Below are 16,957 nucleotides of genomic sequence, written 5' to 3'. Positions count from 1 at the left end.
AAGCAGATACATTGAAAAAGGAATGAAACATAAGATTTTATAATTTTTTATAGATTTTTATAAGTTTTCAGTAACGGTAACATATGCTGTTAATTCATGACTTAAGTAACGAGAATAAAATACAGATAGAAAGCTTGATACCTAAAGATTCAAAAGTTTTTTCTAAGGATATAGATGATATTCATCCATGCTTAGGCTGTTTTAAATGCTGGTTAAAGACTCCTGGTAGATGCATAATTAACGACTATTATACTGAATCACCAAAATATATTAAACAAGCGGATAAAATGGTTGTTATTACAGAATTAAGATACGGATCATATAGTCCTTATATAAAAAGAGTAATTGAAAGATCTATAGGTTTTCTTCTACCCTTCTTCAGGATATATAATGGAGAAATTCATCACTCAATTCGATATGAACATGTCCCAGAACTTATTTTTATTGGTTATTCACAATCCATAACTTCTGAAGAAGAAAAAAACTTTAAATCTTTAGTAAAAGCTAATGCGCTTAACTTTGGTGCCCCAAAATATAACTCCTTTATAGCAAAAGACATCACTGAAATTGAGAATATAGTAAAAACTATAATTTAGGAGGACAGATTCATGATAAATATGTGTATTATTAATGGAAGTCCTAGACGGAAATCTAGTAATTCAAAATATATAACAGATGAACTTTTAGCTTTATTTAGTAAAGAAGTCAAATCAAAAACTTTTTATGTAGCAGATATACTTAAAGACACTTCATTATTTGATGAAATAATAACTTATGAGAATATTCTTATTACATCTCCACTTTATGCAGATTCATTTCCAAGTACTACCCTTGAATTTTTATGGCAGTTTGGTGATTTCTTATCTACCCAAGACAATTTAAATATTAATTTATACGGTATTATTAATTCTGGATTTAATGATGGACATCAAAATATATTAGCTGTAAATATATTGAAGAACTTTGCAATTTCAAATAATTTAAATTGGAAGATTGGAGTTGGAATTGGTAGCGGTGAAATGTTAGTTGGAATGAAATCAGCCCCATGGCAGAAAGGTCCTAAAAAACCTGCCTATGATGCACTAATGCAAATTAAAAATTCTATTGAAGATAATATTTCTATTTCTAATGATATTATACTTGCTACACTTAAATTTCCTAAACGCTTATTCATTTTAATTGCAAACCACGGCTGGAAAATTCAGTGTAAAAATAATTATGGAGTTAAACCTAAAGAACTTTATAAAAAAATATACTAAACAATAAAAAGGGACTTTAGCTAAACAGTAATTAAATTTGCCATTATGCATAGTCCCTCTTATATTTATTTAGTATTAGTATTATATTAAATTACTTATTTTCTTTTTCTGTATCCTTAACTTTATATACTAAGTATATTCCAATACATACAAATACTAATCCAATTAATATCTTTATATTAAATATATTTTCTCCTAAAAATATAGCAGATAGCAATGAGCCAAATATAGGGATTGAGAAATTAAATACTGATATAATTCCCACTTTATTATACTTTAATAATTCACTCCATAAAACAAATGCTACTGAAGATATTAATGCCATATATATTAAAAGACTTGTAGATTTTAGATTAAATCCATTTAAGCGCCCTCCAAATACAAATCCAAGTACAGTTAGTATTATTCCACCAATAAGTAGCTGATATCCAGTAACTATTGAAGCATCTTGATTTTGAGTAATTCTTTTACCATAAATTGAAGATGCTGAAAGCATAAATGCCGCAAGCATTACTGAACCTTCACCCTTTAATGAAAATGAAGTATCAAAAAATGACTGTCCATTTAAATTTACAACTATAACCCCTAAAAATCCAATTATGCATCCTAAAACTTTGTTGAAATTTAACCTATCATTTTTATAAATAAAATGAGCTAATATTATACTAAAAAATGCACCTGTTCCATTAATAATAGAACCTCTTATTCCTGTTGTATATGCTAATCCTATATAAAAGAACATATATTGTAATGTTGTCTGTGTAAGCCCAAGTATTGTAACCTGCCCTATCTGTCTTACTGAAAAATTAAATAGTCTTTTTCTTGAAAATACACATGTTATCAAAACTATAATTCCTGCAAGTGTAAATCTATATCCTGCAAATATAAACTTTGATGGAATATCATTTGCTGCAATATCAAACATTTCATATCCACATTTAATAGCTGGATATGCACTTCCCCACAATATACAGCATAAAGTCGCAAAGAAAACTATGTTTCTTCTATTGGTATAAAACTTTTTCGTATCCAATTTTGATTTCCTTCTCTCAAATTATTTTTTATGTGCATATACTCAGATATAAACACACACTATTCTTTACTTTATCATAAATTCTTTAGTGATTTCAATTTTACCTAAGCAAGTAGTGTTATATATCTTACATAAAAACTCTCTCCAGTACTACTGGAAAGAGTTTTATTCTAGAGTATTAATTAATTTTCTTTTTCTAATTTATCTACATCCTTCATAGTTAATGAAATTCTCTTTCTCTTTTCATCAACTTCTAAGATTGCTACCTTTACTATATCTCCAACCTTTACTATATCTAGAGGATGTTTTACAAATCTATTTGCCATCTGACTCTTATGCACAAGCCCATCTTGGTGAACTCCAATATCTACGAACGCTCCAAAATCAGAAACATTTCTTACTGTACCACTAAGAACCATTCCTGGTTTTAAATCTTTCATTTCTATTATTCCAGTTTTAAGAATTGGTTTAGGCATTTCTTCTCTTGGATCTCTTCCTGGCTTCTTAAGTTCCTTTATAATATCCCTTAATGTAAGTTCCCCAATTTCAAGCTCCTTACTTAAAACGTTAAGACCTTTAGCTTCTGCTCTTTCATCAATATCATCAAGCTTCTTATTCTTAAGATCTTCTTTATTATATCCTAATACTTCTATAAGTTTTTTAGCTGCATCGTATGATTCAGGATGAACAGATGTATTATCAAGTGGTTCTTTACTTTCAGCAACTCTTAGGAACCCAGCACATTGTTCATACGCTTTCTGACCAAGTCTCTTTACTTTTAAAAGTTCTTTTCTTGAAGTAAATCCTCCATTTTCATCTCTATAATCAACTATATTCTTTGCTATAGATGCATTTATTCCTGAAATATGAGTAAGTAATGAAGGAGTAGCAATATTTAAATCTACACCCACAGTATTAACTGAATCTTCAACAACACCTGCTAATGATTCTTCTAATTTCTTAGGTGTTACATCATGTTGATATTGACCTACACCTATTGCCTTCGGATCTATTTTAACTAATTCTGCAAGTGGATCCTGAAGTCTTCTTCCTATTGAAATAGCACCTCTTACTGTAACGTCTAAATCTGGATATTCTTTTGTTCCAAGTTCTGATGCAGAATAAACTGATGCTCCAGCTTCAGATACTATTACATAAGATAATTCCTTACCTGTTTCTTCTTTTATTTCTTTTAGCATTTCTGCAATTACTTCTTCCGATTCTCTTGAGGCAGTACCATTACCAAGAGAAATTACATCTACATCATACTTCTTAATAAGAGCTTTTAATGTTTTCTTTGTTCCCTCTATATCCTTTTTAGGTAAAGTAGGATAAACCGCTGTATTTTCAAGGAATTTTCCTGTTGCATCTAATATAGCAACTTTACATCCTGTTCTAAATCCAGGGTCGAATCCCATTACTACTTTTCCCTTTATAGGAGCCTGTAAAAGAAGCGCCTTTAAATTCTCCTTAAATATCTTTATAGCTCCCTCTTCACCAATATCAGTTAATTCATTTCTTATTTCTCTTTCAATTGATGGATATATAAGTCTCTTCAATGAATCTTTTATAGCTAATTTTAGTTTTTCATCCAATACTTCATTTCCTTTAAGAACATGTTTTTCTAAATACTTTAATATTTTTTCTTCATTGCAAGTAATCTTAACACTAAGAATTTTTTCTTTTTCTCCTCTATTTATAGCTAATATTCTATGAGGAGGTATTTTATTTACTGATTCACTATACTCATAATACATTTCATATGGCGTTGGTTCTTCACTACTTCCTTTAGATTCTATATTACCTTCTCTTACGACTAATTCCCTTATGTACTTTCTATATTTAGCTTCATCAGAAATAGCTTCTGCTATAATATCTAAAGCACCTTGTATAGCTTCATCAGAAGTTTCCACTCCTTTTTCTTCACTTATATACTTAGCTGCTTCTCTATCTAAATCGTCTTTAAACTTACCTTCCATTATTAATTCAGCTAAAGGCTTTAACCCCTTAGCCTGAGCAATTGTAGACTTTGTTCTCTTCTTAGGCTTATATGGTCTGTATATATCTTCTACTTCTGTTAAAGTTGTAGCTTTATCTAAAGCTATTCCTATTTCTTCAGTAAATTTATCTTGTTCTTCTATAAGTCTTTTAACATCAGCTTTTCTTTCATCAAGTGATCTTAAATAAGTAAGCCTTTCTGCTAATTTTCTTAATATTTCATCAGAAAGTCCTCCTGTTGCTTCCTTTCTATATCTTGATATGAAAGGTACTGTATTACCATCATCTAAAAGACCTATTACATTCTGTACTTGACTTAATTTTATCTCTAATTCTTTAGCTAATCTTTCTTCAATTGAATTCATATGTCCTCCACTTCCACAACTCTCTAATGCTATTAATTATATTTTTTCAAAACTGTAAGAACTTATCCTGTTAATTATGTATTTTATAATTTAAATCAAACAAAGTTACTATTATATATCATTAATAGTAACTTTGCGATAAGTTTCCATATAAATATTATAAACCTATTTATCCTTTATGCAAATAAATGGCTTATTTATAGGCTTTTTATATAGTATTCATTTCTAAATTATTTCTCAATTCAATATTATATTCATTCATGTATTTCTTATTTTTAATAAAAAATTTAATAAATAAAAATATCCCTGTAGCAAACATTAAAAATGCCACCAAAAGACTTATACCTGCATTCCTTGTACTAAAGAGAATATAGTTCGCATTATTACCAAAGAAAGGAATCACCAAAATAACTAACAATAAATTATACGAAAAATTAACTAATACAGGCATAAATATATTCTTATATTTAGTGTATATAATGCAGTTTGCTATACCAAATAAAAATGCTCCAGCAATTCCATTTCCTATATTTATTGTTGCAAAAACTATAGATGATATTATTACTCCTATATAAGCATTAAACTTTTTTGATATCCTCTTAAATATTATATTTCTAAAAATAAGTTCTTCTATAATAGGGCATAACAAACATAATATAACTACACTTATTGCATATTGTATTGGTCCATCTACTTTTATTATCATATCAGCCATAAAACTATTTATGAAGTTTTCATCTATAAGGTGTAAAAAATCAATCAACATCTTTCCACCACCTAGTGCAACTAATAATTTAAATATTACAACATATATAATTTCTTTTTTATCTGCTTTATTTATTACATCTCTTAATAATACTTTTATTCCTCGTATTGTTGGTTTAAAAGTAAATACAAGCATTATCATAATCATTAAATCCATAACTAAGTTTAAAATTAATAACGTCATTTGACTTATATTAGGTCCAAATTTAGCCATTATAAAAAATATAATTGCTGACATAATTAAAATTGTAATAAAATATATTAGTATAACAGTTCGTATTTTTACTTCTTTAAACTTCACTTCGTCTACAAAAATCCTACCTCATCCCTTTCTAAATTTTCTTTAGTAACATTATAATAGATGTCAATTAAATTAATTTATCTTTTACATTAAAATAAACTTAAATGATACTCCCTAATGTGACAGAGGAATATTTATTTCAAAGTTAGTACCACAATCACTATCTATAATTTTTATATCACCATTATGTTTATTAATAATTTTTTTAGTTATAGAAAGTCCAAGACCTGTGCCTCCTGTTTTAGAATTTCTAGATTTATCTGTCCTTACAAAAGGATTAAATATGTTATCCCTTAATTCTTTAGGAATGGCATGTCCATTATCTCCTAAAATTATATAAAAATTATTATTTTTAGCATAAGTTTTTATATAAATTTTATTTCCTCTATCGTTGTATTTAATCTTATTATCTAATATATTATTTATGGCTCTTGTAAACTTTAACTCATCAATCATGATATGATATTCATCTTCAGAAATATCAAATTCATATTCAAACCCTTTATAATCAAACTCATTAATGTAACCTGCTATTATTATTCTTAATAATTCACATATATCAGTTTTCTTTAGTTCCATTTTATAGTTACAGTTTTCATATAATGAAAACTCAAATAAATCAGTAATAAGCTTATTAGCTCTATATGAATTTTGGTTTATTATATTTAAATATTTATTTTTTTCATCTTCACTTATATTAGAATCTTTAAGCAATGTTTCACTGTATCCTAAAATAGATGATAATGGATTTTTTAAATCATGAGAAATATCAAGTATCAATTCTTCTCTTAGTTTTTCTAATTTTCTCTTTTCACTCTGTTCTTTTTGTATAGTTTCAGCCATATTATTAAATCCTTGAGATAGTTCAATAAATTCATTTATTTTATTATCTCCAAGGCGTACATTATAATTACCATTAGATATTTCGTTAACACCTTTAATCATCTTTCTTATTGGCATTATGAAATTGCTAGATGTCTTTTCAGCAAGTACATATACAAGCAATAACACTATAACTACATTTGCAAAAGCAAGTATTTGAATGATTCTATGAACAGAAATTATATTAGTTACTACATTGGGCTGAGTTATTTGTATATATGGGCATCCAATTACCAACATCTTATTTTTTTTCTTAATATACTTTGTATATATAGAATATTTTTCACCATTATTAAGATCCACAATCGTATTATTAAAATTCTTAAGTATACTCCTAGCCCGCATATCACTATTTACTAAAATTATATTATTTTTATTAACGCCGAATAAGCCCATATAATCATTTAAATTCATTTGATCAAATTCATCGATTAAACAGCCTTTATGATAATCAATTTTATTATCATTATTTATTGTTATAAGAAATCCCTTTATTACTGATAAATCTCTATCTGTAACATCAAGATAATTTGTTTCTAATTTATCTTCAAGATTATCGAAATAAATACTATTATAAGTTCTCTGACTACATAAAAACTTATAAATCTTAAAACTTATATTAGTTGATGAAAAAATAATTATGGATAAACAGGTATATCCCAAAAAATATATGATAAATAATTCTGTAGTTACACTACGCCTTTTTATCTTATTTTTCATTTTTAAGCCTTTCAACTTTGTACCCAATACCTCTTATTGTCTTTATATACTTTGGCTTCTTTGGATCATCCTCTATTTTTTCTCTTAAATGACTTAAGTGAACCATTATATTATTAGAATCTCCTATATAAATATCCCCCCATACTTCTTCATAAATTTGTTTCTTTGTGAATACCTTACCTATATTTGAAACTAAAAGCTTAAGTATTTTAAATTCCTTAGGATTTAAATCTATCTTCTTTTCATTCTTATATACTTCAAAAGTATCCGTATACATCTTTATTTCCCCTATTTCATATACCTGCTCCTGCTTCTCTGAATATTTATAGCATCGCCTTAAATTTGATTCAACTCTTGCTGAAAGTTCAATTGGACTTATGGGTTTCACCAAATAATCATCTGCACCTAAACCTAATGCCAGGACCTTATCACAATCATTTCCCATAGCAGTTATACATATAATTGGAATTGTTGAAGTTTCTCTAACTTTTTGAATTACTGAAATACCATTAACTTTTGGCATCATTATATCTAATAAAATTAAATCTATTTTCTGATTCCTAAAAATTTCTAAAGCTTCTTCACCATTTGATGCTTCAAATATACTATAATTTTCTTTCTTCATATGTAGTACTATTAATTCCCTAATATCTTTTTCATCCTCAGCAATCAAAATATTCATACATTAGCCCCCCAAAACTATTATGAATATATTTTATCATAATATTGATTTTATGGTTATATTTTCTATAGTATAAAATTTAAATTGCTTAAAAAATCATATGACGCTATAATTATTATGTAAATATTTTCCAAAAGGTGGTGAAAGTATGATTCGTAATATAAGCAAAATATGTTCCTTTCTATTACTATTTTTTATCTCAGTACTAACCTTAAATCAAATAAGTATAATTACATTTTCAGACATTCTAAAAAACATCTTTTATTTTCTAACATTAATACTAATAATGTTTTCTTCTGTAACAACACTCTTAACAAACAAATCAGGTTTTTTCAAATTTATAGGTGCAGTAATAATTGCAGCACTAGCTGTTGGTGGTGTATTATCAATCTTAAAACCAGGGCTTAATATTGCTATTTATGGATGTGTTATACTAACATCAATTTATTCAATGATTGATATATTTTATAAACCACAATAAATAAATGTCTCCTTTAATCCATTCATATTATGAAGTGATTTATAATAAGCTTTATTATAAATCTAATTATTGGAGGATTATTTAATGAAGAAAAACTTAAATAGATTTTTTTACTGCCTGTTTCTATTAATATTTTTAACAATATTAACTTCTTCCTTAGTACTTCAGGTTACATATCATAAATTCAGTACTGATAATGTCTTGAATAATATAAAATATCTTAGTTCTGATAAATTTGAAGGAAGACTTACAGGCTCTTATGGTTGTGAAAAAACTTCTGATTTTATAGAAAATTATTATAGAAATTATAATATTAATTCATTAAATAATAATTACAAAGAATCCTTTAATATGATTACGCCTATTTTAAACAATACTAAACCTAAATTAATACTAAAAAATCAAAATAAAATAGTAAAAGAATATAAATATGGAGTTGATTACAAGGAGGATTTAACTAATTTTAGAACTTCTAATGCTGAATTTTCAAATTCAGATGATATATGTGCCAGTATAAATTCTATATTAATAACGCAAAACAATCATAAATACTTATTCAATTTAAATTGTCATGATAATAACTTCAGTTTTAGGAGTTCTTTTAATTCTTCTTCTAAATATGACTTTTGTATAGATATATCACCCTCTCTATATAATGATATATTAAATGGTTTACGAAACGGCTATACTCTTTTCATTAATTTACCTTATACGCTAACTGAAAAATCTTCTAATAATATTATTGGTTATATAAAAGGTACTTCTCCCTCCCTTCCTCCTCTAATTTTATCAGCTCACTTTGACCATATGGGAAAAGATTACTTAAATAATTGTTATTATGGTGCTCTTGATAATGCTTCTGGTACAAGTTTTATGCTTGAAATGCTAAGAACTTTATCTTCTATAATAAAACCCAAAAGAACTATTATATTTGTATCATTCTCTGGAGAGGAATTTGGTCTTATAGGGTCAAAAAATTTTGTATATAATCATTTCTCTCAAATAAAAAATGCTGATGTTATTAACTTTGACATGATTGGTGCTCCAAAAACAGATTTGACTCTTATGGTTGGAAAAAATCCTAATAAAAATTCAAAAGATAATTCTCTTGTAAATTCCCTTGAAAAAATATGTATAGATAAATCAATAAAATACTCTATTACTGAAAAAGATTCAAGTGATCATGCTAGCTTTTGTAATGCTGGGATTAATGCTGTTACTATATGTCATGCGGATACCTCTAGAATTCATACACCTTATGATACTATAGAACATATTGATTCTGAATCTATAAATACTGTCTATACACTAGTAATGAATAATATATTAAGCTCTTGTTATGATAAATATTTTTTACTTATATATAATCCACTTATACCTATATTATCATGTATATGTTTTATTATAATGATTTTATATCACTACTATAAATATGATAAAAATAATAAAGAAGTATCTTAAACTTAACGCATATGCTTAAGATACTTCTTGCCTTTAATATTTTTATCTGATTAATAATAAATTATTTTTATTGTTGTTTTAAATATGCATTTATAAACATATCAATATCTCCATCCATAACAGCTGTTACATTAGATGTTTCTACATTTGTTCTATGATCCTTAACCATACTATACGGATGGAATACATATGATCTTATCTGGCTTCCCCATCCCATATCTTTAAGTTCACCAGTTAAATCTTCAATTTTTTCTTTATGTGCTCTTTCTTTCAATTCAACTAATTTTGATTTAAGCATTTCCATTGCAGTATCTCTATTAGCAAACTGACTTCTTTCATTTTGACATTGAACAACTATTCCAGTTGGAATATGAGTAATTCTAACTGCAGAATCTGTCTTATTAACATGCTGACCACCAGCTCCTCCAGATCTATAAGTATCAATCTTTAAGTCATCTGCCTTTATTTCTATATCCTGATCTTTTGTAAGCTCAGGTAAAACTTCCATAGATGCAAATGAAGTCTGTCTCTTACCATTTGCATTATATGGTGATATTCTTACTAATCTATGAATACCTTTTTCTGCTTTAAGATATCCATATGCATATTCTCCACTAACCTTTAGTGTAACACTTTTTATCCCAGCTTCATCTCCTGGAAGAAGGTCTACTGTCTCAACAGAATATCCATGCTGTTCACACCATCTTGTATACATTCTCAACAACATTTCTGTCCAGTCATTAGCATCTGTACCACCTACACCAACATGAAGAGTAACTATTGCATTATTCTTATCATATTCTCCATTTAAAAGAATTTTCATATTATAATCTTCTATTTCAGCTTCAATATTTTTTATAGTATCTATTATTTCATTAGCTGACTCTTCATCATCATCTTCCATCATCTCATTTAAAACTTCAACATCTTCTAATTGAGACTTCAATTTATCAAATCTATCTATTTTATCTTTAATCGATTTACTTTTTTTAGTAACCTCTTCAGCTTTCTTTGAATCATCCCAAAAACCTGGTTCCTGCATCTTACATTCAAGTTCATGTAATTCTCTTTCTAAAGCAGGTTTGTCAAAGTGAAGCCCCCATTTCCTCTATAGATTTTTTTATGCTAGAAAGTTTAGAAATTTCTTTTTCTAATTTAACATTCATCTATTTTCACCTCTTTCAAGTCCACAGTATCATATTAATTCAACTGTCTTTGGACAAATATAGAATAATTAATATTATCTCTTATGATTAAATATTATACCATAATTAAATAAGTAATCATTCGTTACTATTTCCAAATTCTAATTACATTCAATACATTTTAGACACATATTTTAAAAATATAATTAAATAAAATAAGAAATCTCTTAAGGGAGATTTCTTATTTTTTAACATACAATTAATATTCTGTTGGAAATTTATCTAAAATCCTTAGTTCTACGTTAATTTAACTTATTTTCCACAGCAGTTTTTATATTTCTTTCCACTTCCACATGGACATAAGTCATTTCTTCCTGGACCATCTTCATTTCTCACAGGCATTTGTGATGGATGAGTATATCCTTGTTCACCAGGTGGCATTTGCCCTGATGGAACAACATTATTCATCATTGGACTTCCTGGTCTTGGATCTTGCCCTGGATGAAGATTTGATTTATGCATATTTGGTAATCTTACTGGTCCATTCTGTGGATTTGATCCTGGTCCTGGTGCTCCTGGGCCTTCTTGATGGATAGCAGCAGTTTCTTGAGCTACTCTAGCTCTTTCAGGTGCTTTTTCAACCTTAACATGGAATAATAATCTTACTGTTTCTTTCTTTATTTCCTTAATCATTTGTTCAAACATTTCACTACCTTCCATTTGGTATGCTTGAACTGGATCAATTTGTTTAAATGCTTGAAGTCCGATACCTTGCTTTAAGTGATCCATAGCATCAATATGATTCATCCAATTAGTATCAACAGCTTTTAAAAGTACGACTCTTTCTATTTCTCTTAATCTTTCAGGTGTAAATTCAGCTTCTTTTTCATTATAGAATTCAACAGCTATATTATATAAATAATCTATAATTTCTTCATTTGACATGTTTTCAAGAGCTGGTAAATTAACTTTGTTAGGTGGTAAACATAAATCTTGTAAGTAAACCATTAAGTGTAAGAATTCTTCTCTGTAATCATCACTGTCTCCAGTTATATGAGTATTAACTGCATCAGCTATTACTTCTCTAACCATTGATAAGATTTCTTGTTTAACATCTTCACCTTCAAGAACTTCTGCTCTTTGTTTGTAGATTACTTCTCTTTGAATATTCATAACATCATCGTATCCAAGTAAAGTTTTTCTAATATCAAAGTTGTTTCCTTCAACTTTCTTTTGAGCATTTTCAATAGCTTTTGAAACCATTTTACTTTCAATAGCTTCGTCTTCCTTAAGTCCTAATTTTTCTACTACACCTTGAATTTTTTCTGAACCGAAAATTCTCATTAAATCATCTTCTAATGAAATAAAGAATGTCGATTCACCTGGGTCTCCTTGTCTACCAGAACGTCCTCTAAGCTGATTATCTATTCTTCTTGATTCATGTCTTTCAGTACCTATTATTTTAAGACCACCATTTTCTCTTACACCTTCGCCAAGCTTGATATCTGTACCTCTACCAGCCATATTTGTAGCTATAGTTACATTACCTGCTTCACCAGCATGACTTATAATTTCAGCTTCTTGCTCGTGGAATTTTGCATTTAAAACTCTATGAGGAATTCCTCTTTTCTTTAATAAGTTAGAAACTAATTCTGATTTTTCAATACTTACAGTACCAACAAGTACTGGTTGACGTTTTTCATAAGCTTTTGCAACCTCATCTGCTACAGCTTTAAATTTACCCATTTCTGTGCTAAATACTAAATCAGGGTTATCTTTTCTTGCTATTGGTCTATGTGTAGGTATAACAATAACATCTAGACCGTATATTTCTCTGAATTCTCCTTCTTCTGTTAAAGCAGTACCAGTCATACCTGATAACTTTTTATACATTCTGAAATAATTTTGGAATGTAATAGTTGCAAGTGTTTTAGATTCTCTAGCAATCTTAACACCCTCTTTAGCTTCTATCGCTTGGTGAAGACCATCTGAATATCTTCTACCTTCCATAAGTCTTCCTGTAAATTCATCAACTATGATAACTTCTCCATCTTTAACCATATAGTCTTTATCTTTTTTCATAGCAAAGTTAGCTTTTAAAGCTTGAGTAACATAGTGTTGTAATTCTAAGTTTTCAGCATCTGCATAGTTATCTACATTGAATGTTGCTTCTGCCTTTTTTATACCTTCATCTGTTAAAAGTATAGCATTTGCTTTTTCATCCTTTGTAAAATCTTTCTCTGCAACTAACTTTTTAGCAAAACGATCTGCAATTCTATAAAATTCAGTTGATTTGTCACCTTGACCTGAAATTATAAGTGGTGTTCTAGCTTCATCAATTAATATTGAGTCAACTTCATCCACAACTGCAAAGTTTAATGGCTTTTGAACTCTTTCTTCTTTATAAATAACCATGTTATCTCTTAAGTAGTCGAATCCGAATTCATTATTTGTTCCGTAAGTTATGTCACATGCATATGCTTCTCTTCTTTGTTCATTATTTAATTCATGTACAATAACTCCTGTTGTTAATCCTAAGAATCCATATAATTCTGACATTTGCTCAGCATCTCTTTTTGCAAGATAGTCATTAACTGTTACTATATGAACTCCATTTCCGCTTAAACCATTTAAATAAGCTGGTGATGTTCCAACTAATGTTTTACCTTCACCTGTTTTCATTTCGGCTATTCTTCCTTGGTGAAGTACAATACCACCCATAAGTTGTTCATCATAGTGTTTCATACCTAAAACTCTTGATGAAGCTTCTCTTACTACTGCAAAGGCTTCTGGTAAAATATCATCTAAAGTTTCTCCATTTTTTAATCTCTCTTTAAACTCTGGAGTTTTAGCTTGAAGTTCTTCATCCGATAACTTCTGCATTTGTTCATCTAATGAGTTTATTTTTTCTATTATTGGTCTAAGTCTTTTTACTTCTCTTTCACTATATGTTCCAAATAAGGCATCTAATAATCCCATAATGTCATCCTTTCGAAAATATATTTCTATATTAAAAATTCTAATTTTTTTCAATTTCGTATTTTTAAATTATAACATTTTATCATCATGTTTTTCAATAAAACTCGGAATTTTTATGGTATTCACCATAGAAATCACAATATTTTAATGTAAATTTAATATTTATGTATCATTATAATTATTCTCAATATAATAGTTTATTATTTTCTAATATATTTAAATTTTTATAACTAACAAAAAACCCCCACCTTTCATTGGTGGGGATTTTTATTATATAAATTCTGGTTCTAACAAACCATAATTTCCATCTTTTCTTTTATAAACTACATTTACCTTACTGCTATCAGCATCTTGATAAACAAAAAAATTATGTCCTAATAAATCCATTTGAAGTATCGCCTCTTCTGAATTCATTGGCTTAACTCCAAATTTTTTAACTTTTACTAGTGTGCCATCATCAGAAACGTTAAAATCATCATCTGCAACTTCTGCAAATCTTACTGATCCACCATTTCTTCTTGATAATCTTGTTTTTTGTTTTCTTATTTGTCTTTCTAATTTATCTATAACAAGATCTAATGATTTATACATATCATCAGTTGACTCTTCTCCTCTTAATATAACTCCATTGAAAGGTATTGTTACTTCAATAGTATGTCTACTTTTTTGAACACTAAGTGTTGCTCTAGCATTTATATCTCCCTCAAAATATTTCTCTAATTTGCGTATCTTCTTTTCGACAATTTCCTTTAACGCATTTGTTAGTTCAATATTTTTTGCTACAACTGTTACTTTCATTCTATCCAGCCCCTCTCTATATGAAAAAGTTTTTATTAAGCTTTTTTTATTTAAGTTAACTATATTTTAGCACTTCATAATGAAATTAACAAGATAGTTTTCTGTAAATTCTGAAAATTTACCCTATAAAAAAAATTTGCTTTACGCAAATTTTATATCTTTCATATTATTTTCTAATAACTTTATATATTTAAATAAATGTAAAGCTAGCTGACCTGGTTTTTGACCCCACACTCGCCTGCTGGAGCTTTTGCTACTAAAAATTAATTCCTCACTACTAACCCTCTCAGCTTTAACTGGCAGGACTTACTTCTATACCGCACCATGCTCCCTAGACATTTTATCTAGATTACGTGGATCGTTTTGCCTGCGACTAGCTTCGACTTTCAACCACAGACCTAGCTTTACATTAATATTATATATGACTTTTGGCTAAGGTCAATAGTTTTATTTGTTTTATACCATACTTTTTTAATATTTTAAATGCTTCAATCATTGTTGCACCAGTAGTTGTAACATCATCTATTAATATTACATTTTCTATTTTTTTTATTTTTTCTTCATATATGCCAAAAGCATTTTTTATATTTTCAAATCTCTCCTGCCTCAAAAGACGTTTCTGTTCCTTAGTTTCTTTACACTTATATAAAATTGATACATTTCTAATTGATAAACTATATGCTACTTTGTTAGCAATATACTCGCACTGATTAAACCCTCTCTTTTTCTTTGATTTCTTTGACATTGGTATATAAGAAATAACATATTCACTATAATCAATATTTTCTCTAATATATTTTTCAAGTAATTCTGCTAATATATCTCCTGCTGTAAAATCATTGTAATACTTTAATCTTAGAATAAGTTTTTTCAGAACACCACCATAATGACCATAGCTATTTATAATCATCTTATCTTCACCCGGAATAATATACTCTATTTGTTTTATTTTAGAAATGCAGTAATCACATATTCCATTGTATCCTTCTTTACCACATATTATACAGTATGATTCTATAGGATATATTATTTCAAGAAACCCGTACCATAAACTAATAATTACTTTTTTAATGTAAGTAGATTTTTTTCCCATACCTTTTTATTAAATTCTCTTGCCATATCTTTAGCTTTATCCATATCTCCTGATATATTATTAGATACTAAAAGAATTTCTGGAGAATTAAAATTTATATTTCTTATCTGACCACATATATACAAAATACTTTTATAATTGAATTTACTATCATCAGAAAATAAAACTACGATATTATCTATATAGCAAGATTCCATTAACTCCTCAAATCTATTTGTTATTATAAATATTGCCTTATCTTTATATTTTGATACACGATTGCACCTTTTCATTTCATCTTTACTTAGTACCTTTAATATTTTTACATTTGGAAGTTTTAATTTATTTTCAAAGTAATCAAAAGTTATCTTAACCTTCTCTTCATTCGGTACATAAATTGCTACTTTATTGTTATTATCTCTAAACCATTTTAAATAATCATAAACACTATATGGTATATCATTATTTAAATCTATTCTTGTGTTCAAAATTCTTGGCTCTGCAAAAGGAAGTTTATAGTTATATGCAGCAAGTTCAATTTTCTCACCAATTAATGCTATCTTTTCTATACTATATAAAATAACTCTTTTTCCAATCATATTGCACATCTCTAAATACTCTCGTAACTGCAATGTATTTAAATGCGAAAAATAAGTAATATCATCAAAAATAACAAGATCATATTTTTCTTTTATACTATATAATTTTTTATACTTTACAAATGACAATTGATATTTTGATGTATCTTTTTCAATATATGAATGCGTTATTTCTGAATTTAATTCTCTTATAGCGGTTATAAGTTCTCTATTTTCATTGTTCTTTCCCCAAACATAAAGAATTCTGCCTTTATTTTTTGATAAACTGTCTATAATATTGGCAAATATACATGAAGTATTAAATGGGACTGTAATAATAGTCAGATTCTTAATATTTTTCTTATACCAGTAATCTATTTTTTCAACTGCATATTTAAGATCTTCTTTACTTACTTTGCATACATTAGCCATAAATTA

At 27.7% G+C, this 16,957-nt stretch carries 14 protein-coding genes; 4 read left to right on the top strand and 10 right to left on the bottom strand.

Annotated features, from left to right (window positions below; translation table 11 throughout):
- The first annotated feature begins 83 nt into the window (after positions 1-83).
- Together HF850_RS06095 and HF850_RS06090 are read left to right on the top strand one after the other, a co-directional pair.
- Positions 84-596 carry a flavodoxin family protein gene (locus tag HF850_RS06095; RefSeq protein ID WP_169104581.1) on the top strand — a complete coding sequence of 171 codons (513 nt, stop codon included), beginning with the start codon at positions 84-86 and terminating at the stop codon, positions 594-596.
- A gap of 12 nt (positions 597-608) precedes the next feature.
- Positions 609-1,259, top strand: a complete 651-nt coding sequence (locus HF850_RS06090; RefSeq protein ID WP_169104580.1) for a flavodoxin — start codon at positions 609-611, stop codon at positions 1,257-1,259.
- Between the two features lie 91 nt (positions 1,260-1,350).
- Here the strand turns inward: HF850_RS06090 and HF850_RS06085 are convergent, their stop codons facing one another.
- The 5 genes from HF850_RS06085 to HF850_RS06065 all read right to left on the bottom strand — a co-directional run bounded on the left by HF850_RS06085 (position 1,351) and on the right by HF850_RS06065 (position 8,005).
- Positions 1,351-2,292, bottom strand: coding sequence for a DMT family transporter (locus tag HF850_RS06085; RefSeq protein WP_169104579.1), 942 nt, complete (start codon positions 2,290-2,292; stop codon positions 1,351-1,353).
- Positions 2,293-2,474: 182 nt separating this feature from the next.
- Complete coding sequence (locus HF850_RS06080; RefSeq protein WP_169104578.1) at positions 2,475-4,655, bottom strand: Tex family protein; 2,181 nt, start codon at positions 4,653-4,655, stop codon at positions 2,475-2,477.
- A gap of 208 nt (positions 4,656-4,863) precedes the next feature.
- Positions 4,864-5,658, bottom strand: coding sequence for a type II CAAX endopeptidase family protein (locus tag HF850_RS06075; protein WP_169104577.1), 795 nt, complete (start codon positions 5,656-5,658; stop codon positions 4,864-4,866).
- 177 nt (positions 5,659-5,835) lie between these two features.
- Positions 5,836-7,323 carry a HAMP domain-containing sensor histidine kinase gene (locus tag HF850_RS06070; protein WP_169104576.1) on the bottom strand — a complete coding sequence of 496 codons (1,488 nt, stop codon included), beginning with the start codon at positions 7,321-7,323 and terminating at the stop codon, positions 5,836-5,838.
- Positions 7,313-8,005, bottom strand: coding sequence for a response regulator transcription factor (locus tag HF850_RS06065; protein ID WP_169104575.1), 693 nt, complete (start codon positions 8,003-8,005; stop codon positions 7,313-7,315). Before HF850_RS06065 ends, HF850_RS06070 begins: the two co-directional genes overlap by 11 nt.
- Positions 8,006-8,291: 286 nt before the next feature.
- On the opposite strand from HF850_RS06065, the gene HF850_RS15695 reads away from it, so the two are divergent.
- Together HF850_RS15695 and HF850_RS06055 are read left to right on the top strand one after the other, a co-directional pair.
- Positions 8,292-8,486 (top strand): hypothetical protein, encoded by a 195-nt coding sequence (locus HF850_RS15695; RefSeq protein WP_243159415.1) that lies wholly within the window; start codon positions 8,292-8,294, stop codon positions 8,484-8,486.
- 84 nt (positions 8,487-8,570) lie between these two features.
- On the top strand, positions 8,571-9,947 hold the full coding sequence (locus tag HF850_RS06055) for a M28 family metallopeptidase (protein WP_243159414.1): 1,377 nt from the start codon (positions 8,571-8,573) through the stop codon (positions 9,945-9,947).
- A gap of 67 nt (positions 9,948-10,014) precedes the next feature.
- Here HF850_RS06055 and prfB read toward each other — a convergent pair.
- From prfB to HF850_RS06030, 5 genes are all read right to left on the bottom strand, one after another.
- Positions 10,015-11,113 (bottom strand): peptide chain release factor 2 gene (gene prfB, locus HF850_RS06050; protein ID WP_169104573.1). Its coding sequence is split into 2 segments (ribosomal slippage): positions 10,015-11,034 and positions 11,036-11,113, totalling 1,098 coding nucleotides; the frame shifts between segments, so codons are not numbered across the junction.
- Positions 11,114-11,404: 291 nt separating this feature from the next.
- Complete coding sequence (gene secA, locus HF850_RS06045; RefSeq protein WP_169104572.1) at positions 11,405-14,071, bottom strand: preprotein translocase subunit SecA; 2,667 nt, start codon at positions 14,069-14,071, stop codon at positions 11,405-11,407.
- Positions 14,072-14,341: 270 nt separating this feature from the next.
- Positions 14,342-14,869 (bottom strand): ribosome-associated translation inhibitor RaiA, encoded by a 528-nt coding sequence (gene raiA / locus HF850_RS06040; protein WP_169104571.1) that lies wholly within the window; start codon positions 14,867-14,869, stop codon positions 14,342-14,344.
- A 415-nt stretch (positions 14,870-15,284) separates the two neighbouring features.
- On the bottom strand, positions 15,285-15,962 hold the full coding sequence (locus HF850_RS06035; RefSeq protein WP_169104570.1) for a ComF family protein: 678 nt from the start codon (positions 15,960-15,962) through the stop codon (positions 15,285-15,287).
- A complete protein-coding gene (locus HF850_RS06030) occupies positions 15,929-16,951 on the bottom strand; it encodes a hypothetical protein (protein ID WP_169104569.1) in 1,023 nt (340 codons plus the stop codon). The genes HF850_RS06035 and HF850_RS06030 overlap by 34 nt, the downstream gene beginning before the upstream one ends.
- Positions 16,952-16,957: the final 6 nt, after the last annotated feature.

Source organism: Clostridium sp. SM-530-WT-3G (assembly GCF_012843905.1).
Taxonomy (GTDB): Bacteria; Bacillota; Clostridia; order Clostridiales; family Clostridiaceae; genus Clostridium.
This window is presented reverse-complemented; position numbering and strand designations above follow the sequence as displayed.

Excerpts from the sequence above, each read along its gene's own strand:
- HF850_RS06095 (WP_169104581.1), top strand. The coding sequence starts at position 84 with ATGCTGTTAATTCATGACTTAAGTAACGAGAATAAAATACAGATAGAA.
- HF850_RS06090 (WP_169104580.1), top strand. The coding sequence starts at position 609 with ATGATAAATATGTGTATTATTAATGGAAGTCCTAGACGGAAATCTAGT.
- HF850_RS06080 (WP_169104578.1), bottom strand. The coding sequence starts at position 4,655 with ATGAATTCAATTGAAGAAAGATTAGCTAAAGAATTAGAGATAAAATTA.
- HF850_RS06075 (WP_169104577.1), bottom strand. The coding sequence starts at position 5,658 with ATGTCAGCAATTATATTTTTTATAATGGCTAAATTTGGACCTAATATA.
- HF850_RS06070 (WP_169104576.1), bottom strand. The coding sequence starts at position 7,323 with ATGAAAAATAAGATAAAAAGGCGTAGTGTAACTACAGAATTATTTATC.
- HF850_RS06065 (WP_169104575.1), bottom strand. The coding sequence starts at position 8,005 with ATGAATATTTTGATTGCTGAGGATGAAAAAGATATTAGGGAATTAATA.
- HF850_RS15695 (WP_243159415.1), top strand. The coding sequence starts at position 8,292 with ATGTTTTCTTCTGTAACAACACTCTTAACAAACAAATCAGGTTTTTTC.
- HF850_RS06055 (WP_243159414.1), top strand. The coding sequence starts at position 8,571 with ATGAAGAAAAACTTAAATAGATTTTTTTACTGCCTGTTTCTATTAATA.
- secA (WP_169104572.1), bottom strand. The coding sequence starts at position 14,071 with ATGGGATTATTAGATGCCTTATTTGGAACATATAGTGAAAGAGAAGTA.
- raiA (WP_169104571.1), bottom strand. The coding sequence starts at position 14,869 with ATGAAAGTAACAGTTGTAGCAAAAAATATTGAACTAACAAATGCGTTA.
- HF850_RS06035 (WP_169104570.1), bottom strand. The coding sequence starts at position 15,962 with ATGGGAAAAAAATCTACTTACATTAAAAAAGTAATTATTAGTTTATGG.
- HF850_RS06030 (WP_169104569.1), bottom strand. The coding sequence starts at position 16,951 with ATGGCTAATGTATGCAAAGTAAGTAAAGAAGATCTTAAATATGCAGTT.